Source organism: Gottfriedia sp. NPDC057948 (assembly GCF_042887255.1).
GTDB lineage: Bacteria > Bacillota > Bacilli > Bacillales > Bacillaceae_G > Gottfriedia.
This window is the reverse complement of sequence record NZ_JBHVPN010000001.1, coordinates 602,482-624,431: the sequence shown is the minus strand read 5'-3', so window position 1 is coordinate 624,431 and position 21,950 is coordinate 602,482. Positions and strand designations below refer to the sequence as shown.

The 21,950-nt window shown below is 34.2% G+C and carries 20 protein-coding genes; 1 reads left to right on the top strand and 19 read right to left on the bottom strand.

The genetic code is table 11. From position 1 onward, the window contains the following. Positions 1 to 8: 8 nt before the first annotated feature. The 3 genes from sdaAB to ACFVRR_RS02895 form a co-directional block, all read right to left on the bottom strand. Entirely contained in the window at positions 9 to 671 is a 663-nt protein-coding gene (sdaAB, locus tag ACFVRR_RS02905) for an L-serine ammonia-lyase, iron-sulfur-dependent subunit beta (protein WP_097975515.1), read from the bottom strand. Positions 672 to 898: 227 nt separating this feature from the next. Continuing rightward, entirely contained in the window at positions 899 to 2,587 is a 1,689-nt protein-coding gene (locus ACFVRR_RS02900; RefSeq protein WP_387324465.1) for a DAK2 domain-containing protein, read from the bottom strand. Positions 2,588 to 2,610: 23 nt separating this feature from the next. Then, the gene (locus tag ACFVRR_RS02895; RefSeq protein WP_088012978.1) at positions 2,611 to 2,973 is read right to left on the bottom strand and encodes an Asp23/Gls24 family envelope stress response protein; all 363 of its coding nucleotides are present in this window, start codon (positions 2,971 to 2,973) and stop codon (positions 2,611 to 2,613) included. A 347-nt stretch (positions 2,974 to 3,320) separates the two neighbouring features. Here ACFVRR_RS02895 and rpmB point away from each other — a divergent pair, with 347 nt between their 5' ends. Further along, positions 3,321 to 3,509: a 50S ribosomal protein L28 gene (gene rpmB / locus ACFVRR_RS02890; protein ID WP_025568947.1), complete on the top strand. Its 189-nt coding sequence runs from the start codon at positions 3,321 to 3,323 to the stop codon at positions 3,507 to 3,509. A 98-nt stretch (positions 3,510 to 3,607) separates the two neighbouring features. Here the strand turns inward: rpmB and spoVM are convergent, their stop codons facing one another. The 16 genes from spoVM to ACFVRR_RS02810 form a co-directional block, all read right to left on the bottom strand. Next, entirely contained in the window at positions 3,608 to 3,691 is an 84-nt protein-coding gene (gene spoVM, locus ACFVRR_RS02885; RefSeq protein ID WP_049813551.1) for a stage V sporulation protein SpoVM, read from the bottom strand. Positions 3,692 to 3,785: 94 nt separating this feature from the next. Continuing rightward, positions 3,786 to 4,427, bottom strand: a complete 642-nt coding sequence (locus tag ACFVRR_RS02880) for a thiamine diphosphokinase (protein WP_387324462.1) — start codon at positions 4,425 to 4,427, stop codon at positions 3,786 to 3,788. A 91-nt stretch (positions 4,428 to 4,518) separates the two neighbouring features. Continuing rightward, positions 4,519 to 5,163 carry a ribulose-phosphate 3-epimerase gene (gene rpe / locus ACFVRR_RS02875; protein WP_335447549.1) on the bottom strand — a complete coding sequence of 215 codons (645 nt, stop codon included), beginning with the start codon at positions 5,161 to 5,163 and terminating at the stop codon, positions 4,519 to 4,521. A 2-nt stretch (positions 5,164 to 5,165) separates the two neighbouring features. Next, positions 5,166 to 6,047 (bottom strand): ribosome small subunit-dependent GTPase A, encoded by an 882-nt coding sequence (gene rsgA / locus ACFVRR_RS02870; protein ID WP_387324459.1) that lies wholly within the window; start codon positions 6,045 to 6,047, stop codon positions 5,166 to 5,168. Between the two features lie 20 nt (positions 6,048 to 6,067). Then, a complete protein-coding gene (pknB, locus tag ACFVRR_RS02865) occupies positions 6,068 to 8,062 on the bottom strand; it encodes a Stk1 family PASTA domain-containing Ser/Thr kinase (RefSeq protein ID WP_387324948.1) in 1,995 nt (664 codons plus the stop codon). A gap of 8 nt (positions 8,063 to 8,070) precedes the next feature. Then, positions 8,071 to 8,823 carry a Stp1/IreP family PP2C-type Ser/Thr phosphatase gene (locus ACFVRR_RS02860; RefSeq protein ID WP_387324457.1) on the bottom strand — a complete coding sequence of 251 codons (753 nt, stop codon included), beginning with the start codon at positions 8,821 to 8,823 and terminating at the stop codon, positions 8,071 to 8,073. A 4-nt stretch (positions 8,824 to 8,827) separates the two neighbouring features. Next, positions 8,828 to 9,886 (bottom strand): dual-specificity RNA methyltransferase RlmN, encoded by a 1,059-nt coding sequence (rlmN, locus tag ACFVRR_RS02855; RefSeq protein WP_097976160.1) that lies wholly within the window; start codon positions 9,884 to 9,886, stop codon positions 8,828 to 8,830. A 35-nt stretch (positions 9,887 to 9,921) separates the two neighbouring features. Then, positions 9,922 to 11,268 (bottom strand): 16S rRNA (cytosine(967)-C(5))-methyltransferase RsmB, encoded by a 1,347-nt coding sequence (rsmB, locus tag ACFVRR_RS02850; protein WP_387324455.1) that lies wholly within the window; start codon positions 11,266 to 11,268, stop codon positions 9,922 to 9,924. Position 11,269: 1 nt separating this feature from the next. Continuing rightward, positions 11,270 to 12,214 (bottom strand): methionyl-tRNA formyltransferase, encoded by a 945-nt coding sequence (fmt, locus tag ACFVRR_RS02845; RefSeq protein WP_335478770.1) that lies wholly within the window; start codon positions 12,212 to 12,214, stop codon positions 11,270 to 11,272. Between the two features lie 8 nt (positions 12,215 to 12,222). Continuing rightward, entirely contained in the window at positions 12,223 to 12,696 is a 474-nt protein-coding gene (gene def / locus ACFVRR_RS02840) for a peptide deformylase (RefSeq protein WP_387324451.1), read from the bottom strand. 420 nt (positions 12,697 to 13,116) lie between these two features. Further along, entirely contained in the window at positions 13,117 to 15,516 is a 2,400-nt protein-coding gene (priA, locus tag ACFVRR_RS02835; RefSeq protein ID WP_387324448.1) for a primosomal protein N', read from the bottom strand. Continuing rightward, positions 15,513 to 16,718 carry a bifunctional phosphopantothenoylcysteine decarboxylase/phosphopantothenate--cysteine ligase CoaBC gene (gene coaBC, locus ACFVRR_RS02830; RefSeq protein ID WP_387324445.1) on the bottom strand — a complete coding sequence of 402 codons (1,206 nt, stop codon included), beginning with the start codon at positions 16,716 to 16,718 and terminating at the stop codon, positions 15,513 to 15,515. Before coaBC ends, priA begins: the two co-directional genes overlap by 4 nt. A gap of 358 nt (positions 16,719 to 17,076) precedes the next feature. After that, positions 17,077 to 17,289 carry a DNA-directed RNA polymerase subunit omega gene (gene rpoZ / locus ACFVRR_RS02825; RefSeq protein ID WP_129689168.1) on the bottom strand — a complete coding sequence of 71 codons (213 nt, stop codon included), beginning with the start codon at positions 17,287 to 17,289 and terminating at the stop codon, positions 17,077 to 17,079. 3 nt (positions 17,290 to 17,292) lie between these two features. Further along, a complete protein-coding gene (gene gmk / locus ACFVRR_RS02820; RefSeq protein ID WP_069034530.1) occupies positions 17,293 to 17,910 on the bottom strand; it encodes a guanylate kinase in 618 nt (205 codons plus the stop codon). A 156-nt stretch (positions 17,911 to 18,066) separates the two neighbouring features. Next, complete coding sequence (locus ACFVRR_RS02815; RefSeq protein WP_387324441.1) at positions 18,067 to 18,936, bottom strand: YicC/YloC family endoribonuclease; 870 nt, start codon at positions 18,934 to 18,936, stop codon at positions 18,067 to 18,069. A gap of 147 nt (positions 18,937 to 19,083) precedes the next feature. Further along, positions 19,084 to 21,756, bottom strand: a complete 2,673-nt coding sequence (locus ACFVRR_RS02810; protein ID WP_387324438.1) for a calcium-translocating P-type ATPase, SERCA-type — start codon at positions 21,754 to 21,756, stop codon at positions 19,084 to 19,086. Positions 21,757 to 21,950 lie beyond the last annotated feature (194 nt).

The window sequence follows — 21,950 nt, the reverse complement described above, 5'->3', positions numbered from 1 at the left end:
CCCTCTCCTTAATCAACCATTTTAGTAACGCGAATGATATGTGGTAAAGATTCAATTTCTTTAATTACTTTATTATCTAAATCTTGGTCTACCTCAATTGCCATCAAAGCAATTTGTCCGACTTCTTTACGTGAAACTTCCATATGGCCAATATTTACCGCATATTTCATTAGGACATTTGTTACACCAGCAATAGAACCAAAACGATCATTATGAACAACAAGGATTGCAGGATAATTACCGGAAAGTTTAAGTTCAAATCCATTCAATTCAATAATTTCAATTTTTCCTCCACCGATTGAAATTCCCACTAATTCAAATGGTTGGTCATCATCGAGAATAGAAATTTTTACTGTATTTGGATGCTCCGTTACTGCATCTTCTTCAACGAAATCAATTGACATCCCTTTTTCTTGTGCAATATTTAATGATTCTGGAATACGCTCATCAAATGTATCAAAATCTAATAATCCACCAATAAGCGCAACATCTGTACCATGTCCACGATATGTTTTAGCAAATGAACCATATAATGAAATCAAAATCTTTTTTGGTTCTTTTCCATAAAGATTTCTTGCTACACGACCAATTTTAGCCGCTCCCGCGGTATGTGAACTAGAAGGGCCAATCATAATTGGACCAATTATGTCAAAAACACTTTTATATTTCATCACGTTTCCCCCAATACGTTATTGTAAAAGCGTATTTTATTTAGTTTTTGTTTTGTAAGAACAAATCATTTATATAAAAAGTTGGTATTATGGACAACAATGTCCACTTTATAGTGTAATACGAAATTCTACAGAGTTCTACGTTATTTTACATTAGTCTTTAAATAAATTACAAAAAAAAAGAAGAAGTGGATCACACTTCCTCTTTTATCTTGTTATATTTTATCTTATTCAATCGAAAAAATATATGAATATAAAGGTTGATTTCCGTTATGAACTTCCACTTCTAAGTGATCAAAGCTCTCTTCGGCAAATTCAACTAATTTTGAAATTTCTTCATCTGAAACATCTTGACCATATAAGATGGTTAAGATTTCAGAATCTTCATCAATCATATCTTGTAATAATTTTTTTGCAGCCTCTAATTGATTTGCATCTGTTGTAACAATTTTACTTTCAAGGATTCCCATGAAATGATCTTTTGTTATTTCTACACCATCAATTTCAGTATCTCGAACCGCATAAGTTATTTGACCTGTTTTAACTGTCTTCAATGCATCTTGCATTCCTGATTTATTTTCATCTAATGATGTCGTAGGATTAAATGATAATAAAGCTGACATACCTTGAGGTACAGTTTTAGACTTTACCACTGCTACATTACAATCTGCAACAGATGCAGCTTGCTCGGCAGCCATCACGATATTTCCGTTGTTAGGAAGTACAATAACATTTTCTGCGTTGCATTGTTCAATCGCTTTTACGATGTCTTCTGTACTAGGATTCATTGTTTGACCGCCTTCAATTACAACAGTTGCCCCAATACTTTCAAATAATGCCTTAATCCCTGATCCCATAGCTACCGTAACGATACCAAATTCTTGTTTTTCAGTAGATTGTGTAGACTCATTTTTAGAAGGAGATTCATTTGAAACCTCTTCATGTAGTAAGTTAGTATGTTGTTCGCGCATATTTTCAGCTTTTAGTTTTAAAAAGCTTCCAAATCGTTGACCTAAATTAAATACTTCCCCAGGGTACTCAGCGTGAATATGAACTTTTACAATTTCATCATCAGCAACTACTAATAAAGAATCACCCCATGCACTTAGCTCTTTACGGAAAGTGTCTATGTCAAAAGGATGCTTATTTAATTTATCTTTTTCAAATCGCACCATAAATTCAGTACAGTATCCATAAACAATGTCTTCAGTATTTAACATACTTTGTACATTTCGATGTTCTGCTTCAACAAGTTCCTCTAGTGAAAGAGCCGCTTCAGCACCTTCTAGGGAAATTTCTTCACCTTTTAATGATGCTAAGAAACCTTCATACACAAGTACTAAGCCTTGACCTCCGCTATCGACTACACCTACTTGTTTTAACACTGGCAGTAAGTCTGGGGTACGGTTTAAAGATGCATTTGCTTCAATAATTGTTTCCTCAAGAAAAGGAATAAATTCTTCATGTGTTTTTGCTATGACAATTGCTTTTTTTGCTGTTTCTCTTGCAACTGTTAAGATTGTTCCTTCAATAGGCTTCATAACAGCTTTATAAGCAGTTTCTACCCCTGCTTCTAATGCTAAAGCAAAATCAGTTGTTGAAATTGTATCCTTTGTTTCAATTGATTTAGAAAAACCTCTAAATAATTGAGAAAGGATTACACCAGAATTTCCACGCGCCCCCATTAATAAGCCCTTTGCAAAACTTTGACCAACTTTCCCTACATGACTATTTGGTTTTTCTTTTACTTCCTTTGACCCAGAAGTAATCGAAAGATTCATATTTGTTCCAGTATCACCATCTGGTACTGGGAATACATTTAATGAATCTACAAATTTTACATTTTTCGTTAAGTTATTTGCACCTTGAATCACCATATCTGCAAATAATTTACCGTCAATACGTTTTATCGACACAAATTCTCCTCCTTAATGCGTCTTTACAGGTTAGCTACTTTCACACCTTGAACAAAAATATTAACAGAGTCAACTGACAAGCCTAATGTTTGATCAAGAGTATACTTCACTTTATTTTGTACGTTATTAGCAACTTCAGAAATCTTCGTACCATAGCTTACAATTATGTACATATCGATATTAACGTCCTCACCTACTTGACGAACAATAACACCTTTTGTAAAGTTATCTTTTTTTAGGATTTCTGTAAGACCATCCTTAATTTGTTTCTTAGAAGCCATTCCAACAATACCGTAACAATCAATGGCAGCTCCACCAGCAATTGTAGCGATCACATCTGTACCAATCTCGATTGTTCCATATTGAGTTTTCATTTCTAATGACATAATTTGGTCCCCCTTATTGGATAATCCAAGTATAGTTAGTTATACTACTTACTTATTATTGTATACCTTTTTCCAAAATAATTCTATTGACTCACTACTATTTATTAGCATTTCAATAATATTCATGGTTAATTATAGAAAATACAATTTTTAATGAATTTCTTTTAAATAAGTCTAAGGTCCCTCTTTAATATTTAGTATATCATACATTTCGATGTCAAGGTTTTTTTCTTGAACAACTTACCAATAACTGTTGCATTAAGCAGAGCGGTATGATAAATTATAGTAGTGTTTGAATGAAAATAATCATTGAAATGTTATTCCGTTTTTTGTTAGGAGGGAAATAGATGGCTCGTGTTTGTGTAATCACAGGTAGAAAGTCTCGTTCTGGTAACAGTCGCTCTCACGCTATGAATGCTTCAAAACGTACTTGGGGTGCTAACCTTCAAAAAGTTCGTATTTTAGTAAACGGTAAACCAAAGCGTGTTTACGTTTCAGCGAGAGCATTAAAATCAGGTAAAATTGAGCGCGTTTAATTTATTAACGTACTAAAAAGCATAGCGATCCGCTATGCTTTTTTACTTTTTTTATGATTCCTGTTGCCTCTAACCAAAAAACCCTACTTTAACTAAAGCTAAGCGTCTTTTTTAAATGTACTCAGCATGGCACGAACAAGTCCGCCAAGAAATCTAGGTAATTTAATCGTATAAAATCTCATGCTTTCCCTCCTACAAGCTTTCTAGCATTTTTAAGGAAAAGATTAATCCTATTACATTCTACTTGCGATGAGCGAAAACTATGACATGAAATTGTTAATCTTTGCTCCTTACTACTAATGCTATGCCTTCGCTAAATGAAATAGACCCTTCACTCTCTACCAGTTCATTGCTTACACATAGTGATGAACCAATCTCCAATAAATGATTAGTTAGTGGGTATTTAAAGCCCTTTAAAGTTAAATTTTCTACTTTAGCACCTAATGAAAAAAAGGATACGTATTTAAAATGCTCCAGTTTAGGAATAAAATGGGTACCTTCCTGAATGACATATATTTCGTTATATTCATCAACGATTTTTATTGGAACACCAGAATTCATAAATTTTATTAATAATGACATACTGCCAAATTCATGATCTAAACGTTTCCCGGTTACACAATGGATAAAAATCTTTTCTGGTTTTTGTTTAATTGCCCATTGAACAGCAAGTTCTAAATCTGTTTCATCTTTTTCAGGAGGGTAAATAAAAACATTTGGTACTAGCCTTTTTATCTTTTCTAAATTTTCATCGCTTAATGAATCAAAATCACCGAATATTGCCTCTGGAATTAATCCTTCTTCAATTAAGTAATGAGCTCCATTATCTACGCCAATCAGTAACAGTTTTTCGTCTTTCTGAGTAATTTCAGTAATTGTATTCGATTTCGGTCCTGCACCTACAATATGTATTATCAACTTTTTTTCCACCTTTAAAAAAAATGCAATCGAATGTCGATTGCATTTTTTGTTTCATAATTAGATTTTCCATGCAATTTTAGCTATTACATTATCCTCTAATTTTCGCTATAGCTTCTTTTCTGTCTTCCTTATTATAAACTGCTGAACCGGCTACTAATACGGTAGCACCTGCTTCTACACAAATTTTAGCTGTATGCTCGTCAACGCCACCGTCTATTTCGATTTCAACTGATAAATTGCGTTCTTTAATCAAATTAGCAACTTGTTTAATTTTAGGAACAACTGATTGAATAAATTTCTGTCCTCCAAAGCCTGGATTTACGGTCATTAAAAGGACCATGTCGACATCATCAATAATCTGTTCAATTGTTGAAACTGGCGTCGCTGGATTAAGAACTACACCTGCTTTAATACCAAATGATTTAATTGTTTGAATCGTGCGGTGCAAATGTGTACAAGCTTCAACATGAACCGTAATAATGTCCGCTCCAGCTTTTACAAATTGTTCTATGTATTGATCAGGTTTTTCAATCATTAAATGTACATCTAGTGGAAGCTTCGTCACTGGTCTAATTGCTTCTACAATTAGTGGTCCAATTGTAATATTTGGTACAAAATGACCATCCATTACATCGACGTGAATATAATCTGCTCCTCCACGTTCTACATCTAAAATTTCTTCTCCAAGTTTAGCAAAATTCGCTGAAAGGATTGATGGTGCAATTTTAACCATGATTAATACCTCGGCTTTCTATCTCTTATTTCTTCTATGAATGATACATAATGATCATATCGTTTAGGAGAAATTTCCCCACTTTCAACCGCAGCTTTTACGGCACATTTTGGTTCTTTTAAGTGGGTACAACCTCTAAATTTACATTCTTGACTTTTTTCTCGCATTTCTACAAAACAATACGATAAATCTTCGGAATCGATTCCCATAAATTCCAATGAACTAAAACCAGGAGTATCTGCCACTAGCCCTTGTCCAATTTTTATTAATTCAACATGTCTAGTTGTATGTTTTCCTCGACCTAAATGAGAGGAAATGATTCCCGTTTTTAAATCTAGCTCTGGATTAATCGCATTTAGTAAAGTTGACTTACCAACGCCGGATTGTCCTGCAAACACAGATATTTTATTTGACATATGTGGAAGTACTTTTTCTAATCCTTCCTCAGTTTTTGAAGAAGTTAAACATACTTCATATCCAATTTGGCGATAATAAGAAACGTATTCGTACACTAGTTTTAATTGTGCTTCTGAACACAAATCAATCTTTGTAATGACAATTAAAGGTTTAATTTCATTAAACTCTATTAAAACAAGAAATCGATCTAATAATATTGGAGAAAAATCGGGTTCTACTGCTGAAAAAACTAAAATTGCTTGATCAACATTTGAAATTGGAGGTCGAACAAGTTCATTCTTTCGCTCCTTAATTTCAAGTAGATAACCTTCTCCACTTTTTTCGATATGATATTCTACCTCATCTCCAACTAAAGGTGTTATTTTCCTATTACGAAAATTACCTCTACCACGACAAGCAACTACTGTCTCATCTGTTTCGACATAATAGAATCCACTCAACGCTTTTATGATTTTGCCTTCTGGCATATACTCACTCCTACAGCTCTTTAATTCGATGGATAAGGTACATCTCTCTCTGCAATAACTTGACCATCTTTAACAATTTTATAGGTAGCAGTTTGTCCAGGATCAATTGTCACTTCTACTGGTATAGTAGTTGTTTCGGTGATCGATTTTGAAATTGCAGGTTTTTCACCATTATTATTTTTATCCCTAATATATACCTCTATTAGCTGAGGTGAACTAGGATTTGTTGGGGTATATGGTACTTGTATATTGATTGTTACTTTTTTTGTCTTTTCTTTTTGTTTTCCAGACGAAATAACAACATTTAATGTATCCCCTTCTTTTACTGCAACGTTAGCAGATGGAGATTGTGAAATAACATGATTTTCAGCAACTGTTCCAGAATCTTCCTTCGTTACGTTAAGCTTTAGGTTATTGTCACCTGCATAGGTTTCAACATCTTTTCTAGACCATCCTTTTAGGTCACGAAGAGTCATCGTAGATGCCCCTTTACTAATCCATACATTTAAATCCGTTTCTGACGGAACAACTTCAGCCCCAACGTTCGGAGATTGGTCGATTATTTCACCTTCTGATTCATCATTTTCGATAAAATGCGTCGTAACAGAGCGATAATCGTCTTGTAATCGAGATTTTATCGTGTTGTATTTGAAGCCTTTTAAGTCTTCCATCTCGTTACTTTTTTTACCTTTTGATTTATAGATCGTTATCGATGAATTTTCTTTAACAGTTTCCCCAATATTAGGAGAAGTTTTAACTACTTTCCCTACATCAACTTCATCATCAAAGATTTCTTTAGGATCGCTTATCTTTAACCCTTTTGATGCAAGCAATGTAACCGCACTTTCGTATGTCATATCCTTAACATCTGGAATTTCTACGTCTTCAGGTAAAAATAATGCAGGAATCAATGTTATTGCTAATAAACCACCAATTAAAAGTGCAATAAATGTACCTATAATAAACTTTGCAAAAGAATTTTTCTTCTTCCGTTTTAATTTATCAGGTTCTTTTTTGACAGCATCTTTTTTGACAGGTTCTTTTTTGATTGGTTCTTTTTCTTTAGTTGATTTTTTCTTTGATGGTACGACAACAGTATCATCATTAGTTAATACAGGAATATCCTTTATGATCGGAATTACCTTCGTTTCATCATCATTTGTAGGGATCACAAAAGGTTTTTCATTCAAACGGTCACTATCCAAAGCAGTTTGTAAATCTAGCTTCATCTCATCTGCTGTATCATATCGATAAAAGATATCTTTGGCAGTAGCTTTTAAAACGATATTTTCAACGCTTTGTGGTATTTCTGGATTAAATTTTGTTGGTGGTGGAACTTCACTTTGTAAATGTTTTAACGCGATTGCAACTGCACTCTCACCCGAAAATGGTAGTTTTCCTGTTAAAAGCTCAAACATTACAATTCCTAAAGAATAAATATCTGACTTTTTATTCGCAACGCCACCTCTTGCTTGTTCAGGTGAAAGATAGTGAACAGAACCGAGTACTGAATTTGTTTGTGTAATTGTTGCAGCTGTAGAAGCTGTTGCAATTCCAAAATCAGTAATTTTTACATTTCCTTCTTTATTGATTAAAACATTTTGCGGTTTTACATCTCTATGAACGATCTGAAAATGATGCGCATGAGCTAATGCTGAGGCTAATTGCTCCATAATCCTCAATACTTCTTTTGGCTTTATAGGTGTATGATTCTGAATATACTCCTTTAATGTCTCACCTTCAACGTATTCCATGACGATATACTGTAATCCATCTTCTTCCCCAACGTCATATGAGCTTACGATATTTGGATGAGAAAGCGAAGTAACTGAATATGCTTCACGTTGAAATCTTCTTAAGAAGTCAGGGTCATTTGAAAAATCAGCTTTTAACATTTTCACAGCTACATCTCGATCTAATATCATATCACGGGCTAAATAAACGTTTGCCATACCGCCAACACCAATTAATTTTAAAATCTTATATCGGTCGTTTAGGCGTCTACCAATCATCACGCTCATCATCACCCTTTCTCTATATTTCTAGGCTCAAACTTAATAATGGCAAGCGTGATGTTATCTTCTCCACCAAGATCATTTGCGATTGAGATCAACTGGTTACCAAGAATATCGATTGGTAGATTTTCATTTAATTTTTCATTAAAAAGTTCATTTGATATTTTATTCGATAAACCATCTGAACATAAAATGATTAAATCATCTTCTTCCCAAGTTAAAGTTTTAATATCAACATCAACTGTTTCCTCGGTACCAAGTGCTCGCGTTATAACATTTTTACGAGGATGAATTTCTGCATCCTCCATAGAAATTTGCCCAAATTTAACGAGTTCAGCGACAAAAGTATGATCTTCTGTTATTTGCTTGAACCCTTCATCATTTCTCAAATAACTTCTACTATCACCTATATGAGCAATCGTAAAAAATAAAGGAGTACAAATAATCGCTTCAAGGGTTGTCCCCATACCCTTGCACTCTTCATTTTGCTCTGAATGAACTAATAAGTTTGTATTTAATTGCGCTACAATATTTTTTAGCCATGATTCAGCTTCTATCGGTGTTTCAAAATTACTTGTATTTTTCCACTCTGCTTCAAGGAAATTGATCGCCATCATACTTGCAACCTCACCCGCTAAATGGCCACCCATACCGTCAGCAACTACAGCTAATACGATTCCTGAATCGTTCGTAAATATACCTACGCTATCTTCATTATGCTCTCGAACTTTCCCCGTATCAGTTTGAAAAAAAGTTTGCATTGTTTCACCTCGTCTCCTCTTTACGCTCCTTTGCACGCAACTGTCCACAAGCTGCATCTATATCATGACCTTGTTCACGACGAATTGTAACATTAACTCCATTATTTTTAAGAACTTTTTCAAATGCAAAAATTTGTTCCTTAGGTGTTCTTACGTAATCTCTTTCAGGTACATAGTTAACTGGAATTAAATTAACATGACATTTAACTCCTTTAAGTAACTTAGAAAGTTCTTCAGCATGCTCAACTTGGTCATTTTCACCACCGAATAAACCATATTCAAACGTTACACGTCTACCTGTTTTTTCAACATAGTAACGAACAGCGTCCATTAAATCCGGTAATTTGTATGCACGATTAATTGGCATTAATTTAGAACGTAACTCACTGTTAGGAGCATGTAGTGAAATCGCAAAATTAATTTGAAGTCCCTCATCAGCAAAGTTATAGATTTTTGGAATAATTCCACTTGTTGATACTGTAATATGTCTTGCACCAATGTTAAGACCTTTTTCAGAATTAACAATTCTTAAGAAATCCATTAAACCATTATAGTTATCAAATGGTTCGCCTATACCCATAACTACGATTGAGCTAACTCTTTCTTCAACTTCATCAATAGCACGTTGTACTTCTAATACTTGTGCAACGATTTCACCTGCTTCAAGATTTCGTTTTAAACCGCCAAGAGTTGATGCACAAAAAGTACATCCAATTCGACAACCTACTTGTGTCGTTACACATACAGAATTGCCATAATTATGTCTCATTAAAACAGTTTCAATCGAATATCCATCATGTAATTCAAATAAAAATTTCATCGTACCGTCTGAAGAGGTTTGTTTAACTAATGTTTTTAATGTCGTTATTGTAAAATTCTCTTCAAGTAACATACGTAGCTCTTTTGGAATATTTTGCATTTCTTCGAAGCTTTCAACTCGTTGTACGTATAGCCAATTATAAATTTGCTTTGCACGGAAAGCCTGCTGCTTTTGTGCCTTTAACCAATCCTCTATATCACTCACTTTTAACGAGTAAATTGAGGGTTTATGCGTTTTTTCTATTTTGACTGAATTTGTAGTATTTTCTAATTTCAACGTTACACCTTCTTCCTTAATCTTGCAATAAAAAATCCATCCGTTCCAAAATAATGTGGTAGTAGCTGTACATACCCTTTTTGAACCGATTTATTTTCATTTAATTTTTCCGGAACATGATCAATTAATGAATGATCTAATTCATAATCGTGATGCTCATCTAAAAAAGCTTCGACCACATCAATATTTTCTTCATGTCCAACTGTACAGGTGCTATATACTAAAGTTCCACCTGGCTTAACCAACTTTGAAGCTTCGTCTAAAATAGACTTCTGAACTCTTTGTAAATTCATTACATCAGTAGGGCTCTTTTTTAATAAAATATCTGGTTTACGTCGAATAACCCCTAAACCAGAACATGGAGCATCTACTAATACTTTGTCAAATAATCTTCCTTCAAACTCTTCAGGTGCTTTTCTTGCATCTAGAGCTTTCGTTTCTATATTATCTAACCCTAAACGATTAGCTTGTTCTTTTATTAACTTTACTTTATGCTTGTGTAAATCCAATGAAGTGACTGACCCAGTACCGCCTAACAACTCAGCAATATGTGTTGATTTACCTCCAGGTGCTGCACATGTGTCTAATATATCTTCACCCTTTTCAACTCCAAGTGCTTGTGCAACTAACATCGAGCTTTCATCTTGAATTGAAAGGAAACCTTCTTTAAATGCATTCGTATGAGCAACATTTCCTTTTTGGATTTCTATTGCAAATGGAGACAGTTTTCCTTCCTTAACCTGTACCCCTTCATCTTCAAGCATTTTAAGAACTTCTTCTCTAGTTGCTTTCATTGTATTGACTCTTGCAGTTTGAAACGGTGGAAGTATGTTCTCTTCACAAATTCTTCTTGTTTCTTCTTCTCCGAATTCTTTTATCCATTGTTCAATTAACCATTTTGGATGATTCGTTTCAATTGAAAGCTTTTCGATTGGGTCCTTTATTTCATTGATTGATCGTAAACCATTTCTTTGGATATTTCTTAAAACCCCATTTACTAAAGAAGCAATTCCTTTATGTCCTCGCTTTTTAGCAATATTAACAGCCTCATTTAAAACTGCATGAGGAGGTATACGATCTAAAAAATGCAGTTGATATAATGAAAGTTTTATTAAAATATAAACCCATTCTTCTAATTTCTTCTGATTTTTAATGAATGGTTCTAAATAAAAATCTAATAATTGATCTCTTTGGATTGTTCCATAGATTATTTCTGTTAATAGTCCCGAATCAGCCGAAGATAAATCATTCTTTTGAATATAGTTATTTACTAACAAATTACTATACGATTGATTTTTATAAACTGAAAGAAGAGCCTCCAAGGCAATCTCTCGTACATTTTTACTCATGTTATTCTCCTAACTTCATTCCACGTTCAATAAAAGAACCTGCACCATTAATATATTGCTTTGCTTCCATACGCTTTTTACCAGCAGGCTGTAAATCAGTAATTTTGATAGCAGTATGATTACCTGTTGCTACTAATATGCCATCGTTTAAAACATCAATTATTTCACCTGGTGTAGAATTTTGATTCGTATTTACTTTTTCACCCCACCAAACTTTTAAAACTTCTCCGTTTAATGTAGTATAAGCTACTGGCCAAGGGTGTAAACCTCTTACATGATTATAAATCTCTTCACCAGTTTTTGACCAATTTATTTGTTCTTCCTCACGCTTAATATTTTTCGCAAAGCTAACTTTACTTTCATCTTGCTTCACTGCAGTCATTTCACCTTTTAATAATGGTGGGATTGTTTCTGAAAGTAAATTCGCACCAGCAATACTTAATTTATCGTGAAGCGTTCCAACGTGATCTTTTTCTTCAATCGGAACAACGACTTTGGCTAACATATCACCTGCATCTAACTTTTCAACCATATACATAATTGTTACACCAGTTTCACTCTTGCCTTGAATGATCGAATAGTGAATTGGAGCTCCACCTCGTAATTCTGGTAACAATGAAGCATGTACATTTATACAACCAAATTTAGGAGCTTCAAGAATATCTGTCGGAAGAATTTGTCCAAAAGCTGCAGTTACGATTAAGTCTGGCTTCAAAGCCAATACTTTTTCTGTTTCTTCTGGAAGTCTAATTTTTTCAGGTTGTAAAACTGGGATATTATGTTTTAAAGCTTCTACTTTAACAGGTGGTGGAGTTAGCACTCTTTTTCGACCAACAGGGCGATCTGGCTGAGTTACTACACCTACTACATCATATCCTTCTTCAATTAATCTTCTTAAAACAGGAACAGAAAAATCTGGCGTCCCCATAAAAACAATCTTTGTCATTTTTTTGCCTACCCTTCTAATTCACTTTCTTCATAGTATTTCGAGACTTTAGAAGTGAATAAAACTCCATTTAAATGATCAATTTCATGTAAAAGTGCACGAGCTAAAAATCCACGAGCTTCTATAATAAAATATTTTCCACGTTTATTTTGTGCCTTGATTTTTGCATAGCTAGGTCTTGTTACATCACCATATAAGTTAGGGAAACTTAAACAACCTTCAACATCATTTTGCTCGCCCTTTGTTTCCATTACGATTGGATTAATTAAATCTATTCTTCCATTCTCATCTTCAACATCAACAACAGCTACTTGTTGCAGAATTCCAACTTGTGGAGCTGCTAATCCAACACCATCTGCAGCCAGCATTGTCTCATACATATTATTTAAAAGTTTTACTAAATTTTTATCAAATGTCGTCACTTTTTCACAAGGTGTTTCAAGAACTTCATTTGGATATTCTACTATTTTTAATAAAGCCAATTTCACAACTCCTATCTTGATTGTACGATAAATTTATTTTCTAAAAACGACCTTCGACTTATGTTTGTTGGGGCTGACTAGTAGCCTCCACTTTTTAGACTGTCTTAGCTCCAGGCATTAGCCCTTCGAGGTGTCGGGGCTAACCAGTCGCCTCCACTTTTCGTTCTGTCTAGGCTCCAGGCGTTAGCCCCTCGAGGTGTCGGGGCTGACCAGTCGCCTCCACTTTTCGTTCTGTCTAGTTCCGGCTCCTAGCCCCTCGAGGTGTTGGGGCTGACCAGTCGCCTCCACTTTTCGTTCTGTCTAGCTCCAGGCGTTAGCCCCTCGAGGTCATAAGCCAAAGCCCAATAAAGGTTAAAGACCAACCTTTCTCGGTCTTTGTCTTATACTTGTCGGGGCTGAACAAACGCCTTCCGCTTTTCGTTACATAAACATAGTAGGTTGAAAGTCGATTGTTAATTGTAGTTTGCCTTTGTCTGTTTCGTCTTGGTAGTATTGTTGGATTCGGTTTAGCACGTCATAGAGTGCAGGTTCAGATTTGTATTTTATCACACATTGATATCGAAAATGGTCTTTTATTTTTGCGATTGGTGATGCTACTGGTCCGAGTACGATTGATCCTTCTGATAAGTACTCTCTTAAATAGCCTGCAATTTGTTCGCTTACTTTTACTGTTTTTATCAAATCATTATGTGCTATTGAAATTAAAACTAAATAATAAAAAGGTGGATATCGAAATGAGCGTCTTATTTTCATTTCTTCTTCATAAAACGCTACAAAGTCCTGTGTTTTAGCTAATTCAATACTATAATGCTCTGGTGAATATGTTTGTATAACTACTTCACCAGGTTTTTCATGACGTCCAGCTCTTCCGCTTACTTGTGTCAATAAGCTAAATGTTCGCTCACTTGCTCTGAAATCAGGTAAATGAAGTGAACTATCTGCAGCTAATACACCAACCAATGTAACATTTGGAAAATCAAGTCCTTTTGCAATCATCTGTGTACCAAGTAATATATCTGCCTCACCGTTACCAAATTGATTAAGCATTTTTTCGTGGGCACCTTTACGACTAGTCGTATCATTATCCATCCTGATGACTCGTGCTTCTGGGTACGTTTTTGTAATAGCTTCCTCTACCTTTTGCGTTCCAGTTCCAAAAAATCGAATATGTTCACTTTGGCAAGATGGACATTGTTTTGGCATATACGTTTCATATCCGCAATAATGACATTTTAGATGATTGTTATGTTTATGATAAGTTAAGGAAACCTCGCAATGGGGGCACTGAATTGTGTAACCACAATCCCTACACATTACAAACGAAGAATAGCCTCGACGGTTTAAAAATAAGATGATTTGTTCCTTCTTCTCTAATCGATCCAATATTTTTTCATGTAAAGCTGTAGAAAACATCGTACGATTACCGATTCTTAACTGCTCTCTCATATCGACTATTTCCACTTCAGGTAATGGGCCTTGATTAACCCTTTTAGACATTGTATTTAACTCATAAACACCTTTACCAGCTCTAGCAAATGATTCTAGTGTAGGAGTTGCACTTCCTAAAACGATCGGACAATGATGATATTCTCCTCTCCAAATTGCAATATCTCTTGCATGATATCTTGGATGTTCATCTTGTTTATAAGTTGTCTCATGTTCTTCATCAATGATAATCATGCCAATGTTTTCAAATGGTGCAAAGATAGCTGAGCGGGCACCCACTACTACCTTAACTTCTTTTCTCTGAATCTTTCTCCATTCATCATATTTCTCACCAATAGATAGACCGCTATGTAGTACTGCAACATCATTTCCAAATCTACTTTTAAAACGACCTACAATCTGTGGGGTAAGTGAAATTTCTGGTACTAATACGATTGCTTCTTTCCCTTCAGTTAGGACCTCTTGAATGGCTTGCAAATAAACTTCTGTCTTTCCACTACCTGTTACCCCATGTAAAAGATGAATCTTATTCTTTCTTTCATGAAATGAAGAAACGATTTGCTCAAATGCAATCTGTTGTTCTTCTATTAGTGGTAAAGGCTTAGAACGTTCAATTTCCCTACCTTCATAAGGATCACGATAAACTTCAACTGTTTTAATTGAAATTACCTCATTTTTCTCTAATGTCTTAATAGGTGAATCAGTGATGCCAAGACATTCTTTTAACTCCTTGACACTTGTTTGACCATTCATACGTAAGTATTCAATAATGTCTTTTTGTTGTGGAGATTTGATGATAGGTAATTCTTGGTCTAATACCTTTAATAGTGACACTACACGTTCTGTTTTTTTATTTGCTTTATTTTTCACTTCATATTCAATTTCAAGCAATCCTTCTTTAATTGCTCGTTGAACTAATGAAATTTTACTAACTAGACTTTCTATTTCAGTCCATTCTCTTCTTTTTACGATCGAAAATAGATTTGCTAATTCAGGAACTAATTGATCTAATGCTTCTTCAGATGTTACTTGAACATGTTTTTTATATACAGCTTTAATAGCTGTCGGAAGCATTGCTTGATATGCAGAAATGAAAAAACAAAGTGTTTTTTGAGATAGATAAGAACCTAAAAGAAGAAGTTCTTCTGTTAAAACTGGCATGACATCAAGAACTTCTTCAATTTCTTTAACCTTCTCTACATTCGTTGTTTCTTTTATAGACAATACGAATCCTTGTACTTTCCTAGGCCCAAATGGAACAATTACTCGCATTCCAGGTTGTATTGCATCCTGCCATCTAGTTGGTACTTTATAATCAAAAGGACGGTCTGTTTGTCTGACTGATACATCAACTAAAACTGATGCGTATGTCATCTTTCTACCTCATTTAATAAGTGATGAACTTCAAGTAGTAATTCTTCTGCTACTTCTTTTTTACTCATTTTAGGAAGTGGCTTAACTTCACCATTACGCTTAAAAATGGTGACAATATTCGTATCAGATCCAAAACCAGCCCCTGCTTTTGTTACATCATTAGCAACAATCATATCAGCATTTTTCTTTAAAAGTTTACTTTTTGCATACTCATCTACTTGATCAGTTTCTGCAGCAAACCCTACTAAAATTTGATGTGTTTTATGTTGACCTAAAGTTAGAAGAATATCTTTCGTACGTTTAAAAGCAATTGAAAGATCACCATCAGCTTTTTTAACTTTTTGATCATAAGTAATTGAAGGAGTATAATCCGCAACTGCTGCTGTTTTTATTACAACATCCGCTTCATTATAATAAGACCAAATCGCTTCAAACATTTCCTCAGCCGATTCGGTTTGGATAAATTTACACCCTTCAGGTGGAGTTAAATTTGTTGGTCCAGAAACGAGAATTACTTCTGCTCCTAAAGAAACTGCAACTTCTGCAATACTATAGCCCATCTTTCCCGTTGAATGATTGGAAACAAAGCGAACCGGATCAATTTTTTCAACTGTTGGGCCAGCGGAAATAATAATTTTTTTACCTTTTAATAAACCAACTTCTCTTTGGAAATGATCATTCACGAATTGAACGATTTCTTCTGGCTCTGCTAATCTACCTTTTCCTACATAGCCACATGCTAAATATCCTTCATTTGGCTCAATAAATCGATGACCAATCTCTTTCAATGTGTTCATATTCTTTTGAACAATTGGATGGTTATACATATTAACATTCATAGCTGGTGCGATCCAAACTGGTTTTGTTGCAGCCAGTAATGTTGCCTGAATCATTTCATCTCCAAGACCATTTGCTAATTTTCCAATTGTATTAGCAGTTGCTGGAGCAACAATGATTAAATCAGGCCAATCACCTAAATCGATATGTGCAATTTTTGAACTATCTTTTTCATCAAAAGTATCTATATAAACATCATTTCTTGATAAAGCTTGAAACGTTAAAGGTGTCACAAATTTTGTAGCGGATAAGCTCATCATTACTTTAACGTCATATCCTGCTTGTACTAGTTTACTTGTAAGTGCTGCTGCTTTATAGACTGCAATTCCACCTGTAACACATAGGAGAATCTTTTTTTGTTCCACTCACCTTCACCCTTTCAAATTTTATTCTTTCTATGTTATATGTCAAAAAATAGGTCTTTTGGACGTTCTATGTCTAAGATACCACAAATATGATTGAATAAATGTTATAGGCTTTTCTAAAAAAAGCTCACCAATAAAGCTGATCTTCAAAGTCATATGCCTAGGTGTACTTATCCTTTTTTAAAGTCAGTGCTTTTCGTCGATTAAACTACTTGGCTATTTTATCACAAAAATAAGACTGCCCCCATTTCTAATCACCACGAAACTTTTAGGAGAGGTGTTAAACACCACGTTGTCCTTTTTAGTCATATGGAAAATTAGCAAATGTTTTGGGACAGCCTCATCACACAGTTAAATATTAATCTTCTTTAACTTCTTCAAGTTTTCTATAAGATAATAAGCCAGCATTAATTTCTTCTAATGCTTTTCCTACAAATTTATCTGACACTGGTTTTTCAACACGAGTATCTTTACTTACTTGCATTTCGCGAGCACGCTTTGAAGCAACTGTTACAAGCGTATATTTTGAGTCTAATTTTGTTAATAAACGGTCAATCGAAGGATATAACATAGTTTATTCGGCCTCCATCATTCTTTTATAATAATTTGCAACTCGTTCACGTTTTAAATGTTCACTTAAAATAATTGCTTTAATACGGTCACAAGCTAAATCAACTTGATCATTTTCAACTACATAATCGTAAGCATCCATCATTTCAATTTCTTCTTTTGCTGCATTCATACGATTCATAATCACATCTTCAGTTTCTGTACCTCTTGTTACAATTCTATTTTGTAATTCTCTCATACTCGGAGGGGCTAAGAAAATAAAAATTCCTTCAGGAAAAGCTTTTTTTACTTGTAAGGCACCTTGAACTTCAATTTCTAGGAAAATGTCTTTTCCTTCGCTTAATGTTTTTTCAACATAATCAATTGGCGTTCCATAGTAATTACCTACAAACTCTGCCCACTCAAGAAACTTATCTTCATTTATTTTCTGTTTGAAATCTTCTTTTGATGTAAAGAAATAATCTACTCCATGTACTTCACCTTCACGAGGATTTCTTGTCGTCATCGAAATACTATATTGCAGATCTAAGTCCTTATTATCAAAAATAGCTTTACGCACCGTACCCTTACCTACTCCTGATGGACCAGAAAGTACGATTAATAAGCCTCTTTCATGCCTCATTTATGACCCTACCCTTCTAATTCTAGACAGTTTAATTTATTAAAGGTCAATCTATTGTTACTTCTTTTCGTGTTAAGAGTCAATTAATAAAAAATTAATTCGTCTTCTACTTCACATTGTTACCGGACCTTTGCAACTATAAACAAATCTTTTACATTATTCAATATTTTGAACTTGCTCTCTAATTTTTTCAAGATTATTTTTAATTTCAACAACTTGTTTAGAAATATCTAATGAGTTTGCTTTGGAACCAATCGTATTCACTTCTCGATTCATTTCTTGAACGATAAAATCTAATTTTCGCCCAATTGATTCTTTTATTTGTAATGTTTCATTAAATAATTCTAAATGACTAGTTAGTCGAACTAATTCTTCAGATATATCACATCGATCCGCAAAGAGCATAATTTCTGTTAATAATCTTTGCTCATCAACCGCTGTTAATTCAACTTCCGCTAATTTCGATTGGAGTTTTTCACGATATGATTTCAAAACAAGAGGAGAATGAACAGTAATCTGTTTTTTACATTCCTCAATTGCTGTTAATCTTTCTATTAAATCTTTTTTAAGTTGTCCACCTTCTTTGCACTTAACATCAAAAAATTGCTGACATGCATTTTCAGTAGTCGTTAATAATAATTCTTCAAAATTATCATTGATTTGTTCTACTTCACTTACTGTAGTAACTTCAGGTAGCTTTAATAAATCGATTGGATTATATATAGATTTATTTTGATCTTTACCAGAAAGATGTTCAATCGCATTTTTATATTGTTGAATTAAGCCTTCATCTATTTGTAATGAACGTTGTAATAAGCCCTCAATTGTAACAAAAACCTCTACTCGACCTCGACTAGTATACTCAGCTACAATTTTCTTAATTGCATCTTCATATGCTAATAATTGCCTCGGCATTCGAACGATTGTCTCTAAGTATCGATGATTCACTGCTTTCATTTCAATATGTATTTTGTACTGTTCATTTGACAAAATGGCTTTACCATATCCTGTCATACTTACGACCATTGTTCCACTTCCAATACACTAATTTTCTCTCTAATTTATTTCCCAAATTTCATTCAATATGTAAAAGAGAAAAGGTAATAGAGCATACCTCTACTACCTTAAGAAATTATAACATATTTTAAAATGGTTATCCATTTTGTTCGTAAATTATTTTTTCTTAGTAAATAATGCCCCTGCAAGCATAAAAGTTGGAATTGATGATAGCCCTCCAATTAAGAACCAATCTCTAGGCACGATCGGAATCGTTTTGAAAATAGGTTGTAATGGTGGGTAGTAAATAACAACAAGCATTAATAGCATTGAAACGATAACAGCACCAATTAAATATAAATTTCCAAATACATTTCGATGGAAAATGGAACGTTCACTTCTACAATCAAATACATGAATTAATTGAGCTAAAACTAAAGTAGAGAATGCTACTGTTTGTGCGTATTCTAGTTGATTCGGATGTTGATTATACGAAATAATGAAGGCTAATAGTGTGACAAATCCTATTAAAAACCCTCTTGAAATAATTTTCCATCCTAAACCTCTGGCAAAAATCCCTTCTGATAATGAACGAGGACTTCTTTTCATTACATCATCTTCAGCTGAATCAACACCTAATGCCATTGCAGGTAAACCATCAGTTACTAGATTTACCCATAGAATTTGTACTGGAACTAGTGGTAAAGGTAGCGCTAATAACATCGCAAACAACATAACTAAAATTTCCCCTACATTTGAAGCTAATAAATAACGAATAAATTTACGAATATTACTATAAATATTGCGTCCTTCTTTAATTGCAGACTTAATCGTAGCAAAATTATCATCTAGTAAAACTAATGCTGAAGCTTCCTTTGCTACATCTGTACCAGTAATACCCATTGAAATTCCAATATCGGCTGCTTTAATGGCTGGTGCATCATTTACGCCATCACCAGTCATTGCTACAATATGTCCATTCGCTTGAAGAGCTTTAACAATTTTCAATTTATGTTCAGGTGAAACTCGGGCAAACACAGCAGCATCTTCAACAAATTCCTGAATCTGTTCTATAGAAAGTGCATCTAATTCTTTTCCTTCTACTACTCTACCGTTATCTCTTAAGATTCCTAGTTTTCTAGCAATACTAGAAGCTGTTAACTTATGATCCCCAGTAATCATAACCGTCCTAATACCAGCTTCTTTACATTCTTGAACAGCTTGTGCAACTTCTGCTCTTGGTGGATCAATCATCCCTTGTAAACCAATAAAAGTTAAATTGCTTTCGAGATCCCTTTCATCAATGATTGAATTTGGATTTAATGGTTTAAAAGCAATCGCAATTGTACGAAGTGCATTATTTGCATAAGTTTCAATTGTACTTTCCACTGAGTTTTGTCTAAACGTATTTAATTGTTCTTCTCTTTCATGCCATAAAATTGCATTACATTTTGAAAGTAAGACGTCTGGTGCACCCTTTGTAATCACAAATTGCTCACCTGATCGATTTTTCACAACGACAGACATCATTTTCCGTGTACTATCAAAAGGAAGCTCATGTATTCTAGTAAAATTCGAATTTACATATTCACGGTCAATCCCAGCTTTATAACCTGCAACAACAATTGCACCTTCAGTAGGATCACCATCTAGTACGATTTCTTTTTTCTTTCGAATTAATTGTGCATCACTACAAATAGATCCGAAAACAAGAGTTTGAAATAATTGTTTATTTAAAGTTGGATTAATCGTTCTCTCTTTATTCGTAAATTCTCCATCGATTGCATATCCGTTCCCAGATACTTCATAACTAGATCCGCCCGACCAAATATTTGTAACAGTCATTTTATTTTCTGTCATAGTCCCTGTTTTATCTGAACAAATGACTGAAGCACAACCTAATGTTTCAACCGCTTGAAGCTTTCGAACGATTGCTTTCTTTTTAATCATCCGTTGCACACCAAGTGATAAAGCAACCGTTACAATTGCTGGCAAACCTTCTGGAATCGCAGCAACTGCAAGTGACACACCCGCTAAAAACATATGATATAATTCATTTCCTTGATAAACACCGATAAATACAACTAAAGCTGTTAAAAACAATGCTAAAATAATCAATATCTTCCCTAATTGTTCTAATCGTCTTTGTAAAGGTGTAACAATGGTTTCTGTATTTTGAAGTAAATTTGCAATTTGCCCCATTGCTGTTTTCATTCCTGTCGATACGACAACACCTTTACCATTTCCTCGCGTAACAAGTGTTCCCATAAACCCCATATTATCTTGATCACCAATACCAATATCATCGGTCTGAATTGATTCAAATCTTTTTTGAACCGGAACTGATTCACCTGTTAGCGCTGATTCTTCTATGTATAAACTTGATGCCTCGATTATGCGAATATCAGCACCAATCCGATCGCCACTTGAAAACTTAATAATATCCCCAACAACTAAATCTTTTGAAGGGAGCTTAACAAATTGCCCATCACGCAAAACATTTACTTGTGGAGCAGCCAATTCTTTCAAAGCTTCTAATGATCTCTCTGCCTTAGCTTCTTGAAAATAACCTAAAATCCCGTTAATTAATACAATTGCCATAATCGCAACAGCATCTACTACTTCCTTTAAAAAGATTGATATAATCGTTGCGCCTAATAGTACAAATACCATAAAATCATTAAACTGATTCAAAAATAAAACGAGTTTGGAAGTTTTCACTGATTCCTTTAATTCATTTGCCCCAAAAGTTGCTCGCCTTTTCTTTACCTCCTCATCAGTTAAACCGGAGGAAACATTTGTATTCGTTACTTGCACGACTTCTTCCGCTCTCATCCGATAAAAATTCATACCCGCGTTCACCCCTAATTAAACATTAGGTAAGTTGTCCCCCTTACCTCTCATAAAAGCATATTCAGACTCGTCCAAATAAATGATATAATGATGAAAATAAATCTAGCTTTTAACCAACTAGAACTGTGACAAGACCAATCAAGATATTGTATGATTGAATTCCATAAGAAATTTCTTGACTGTTTAATTAA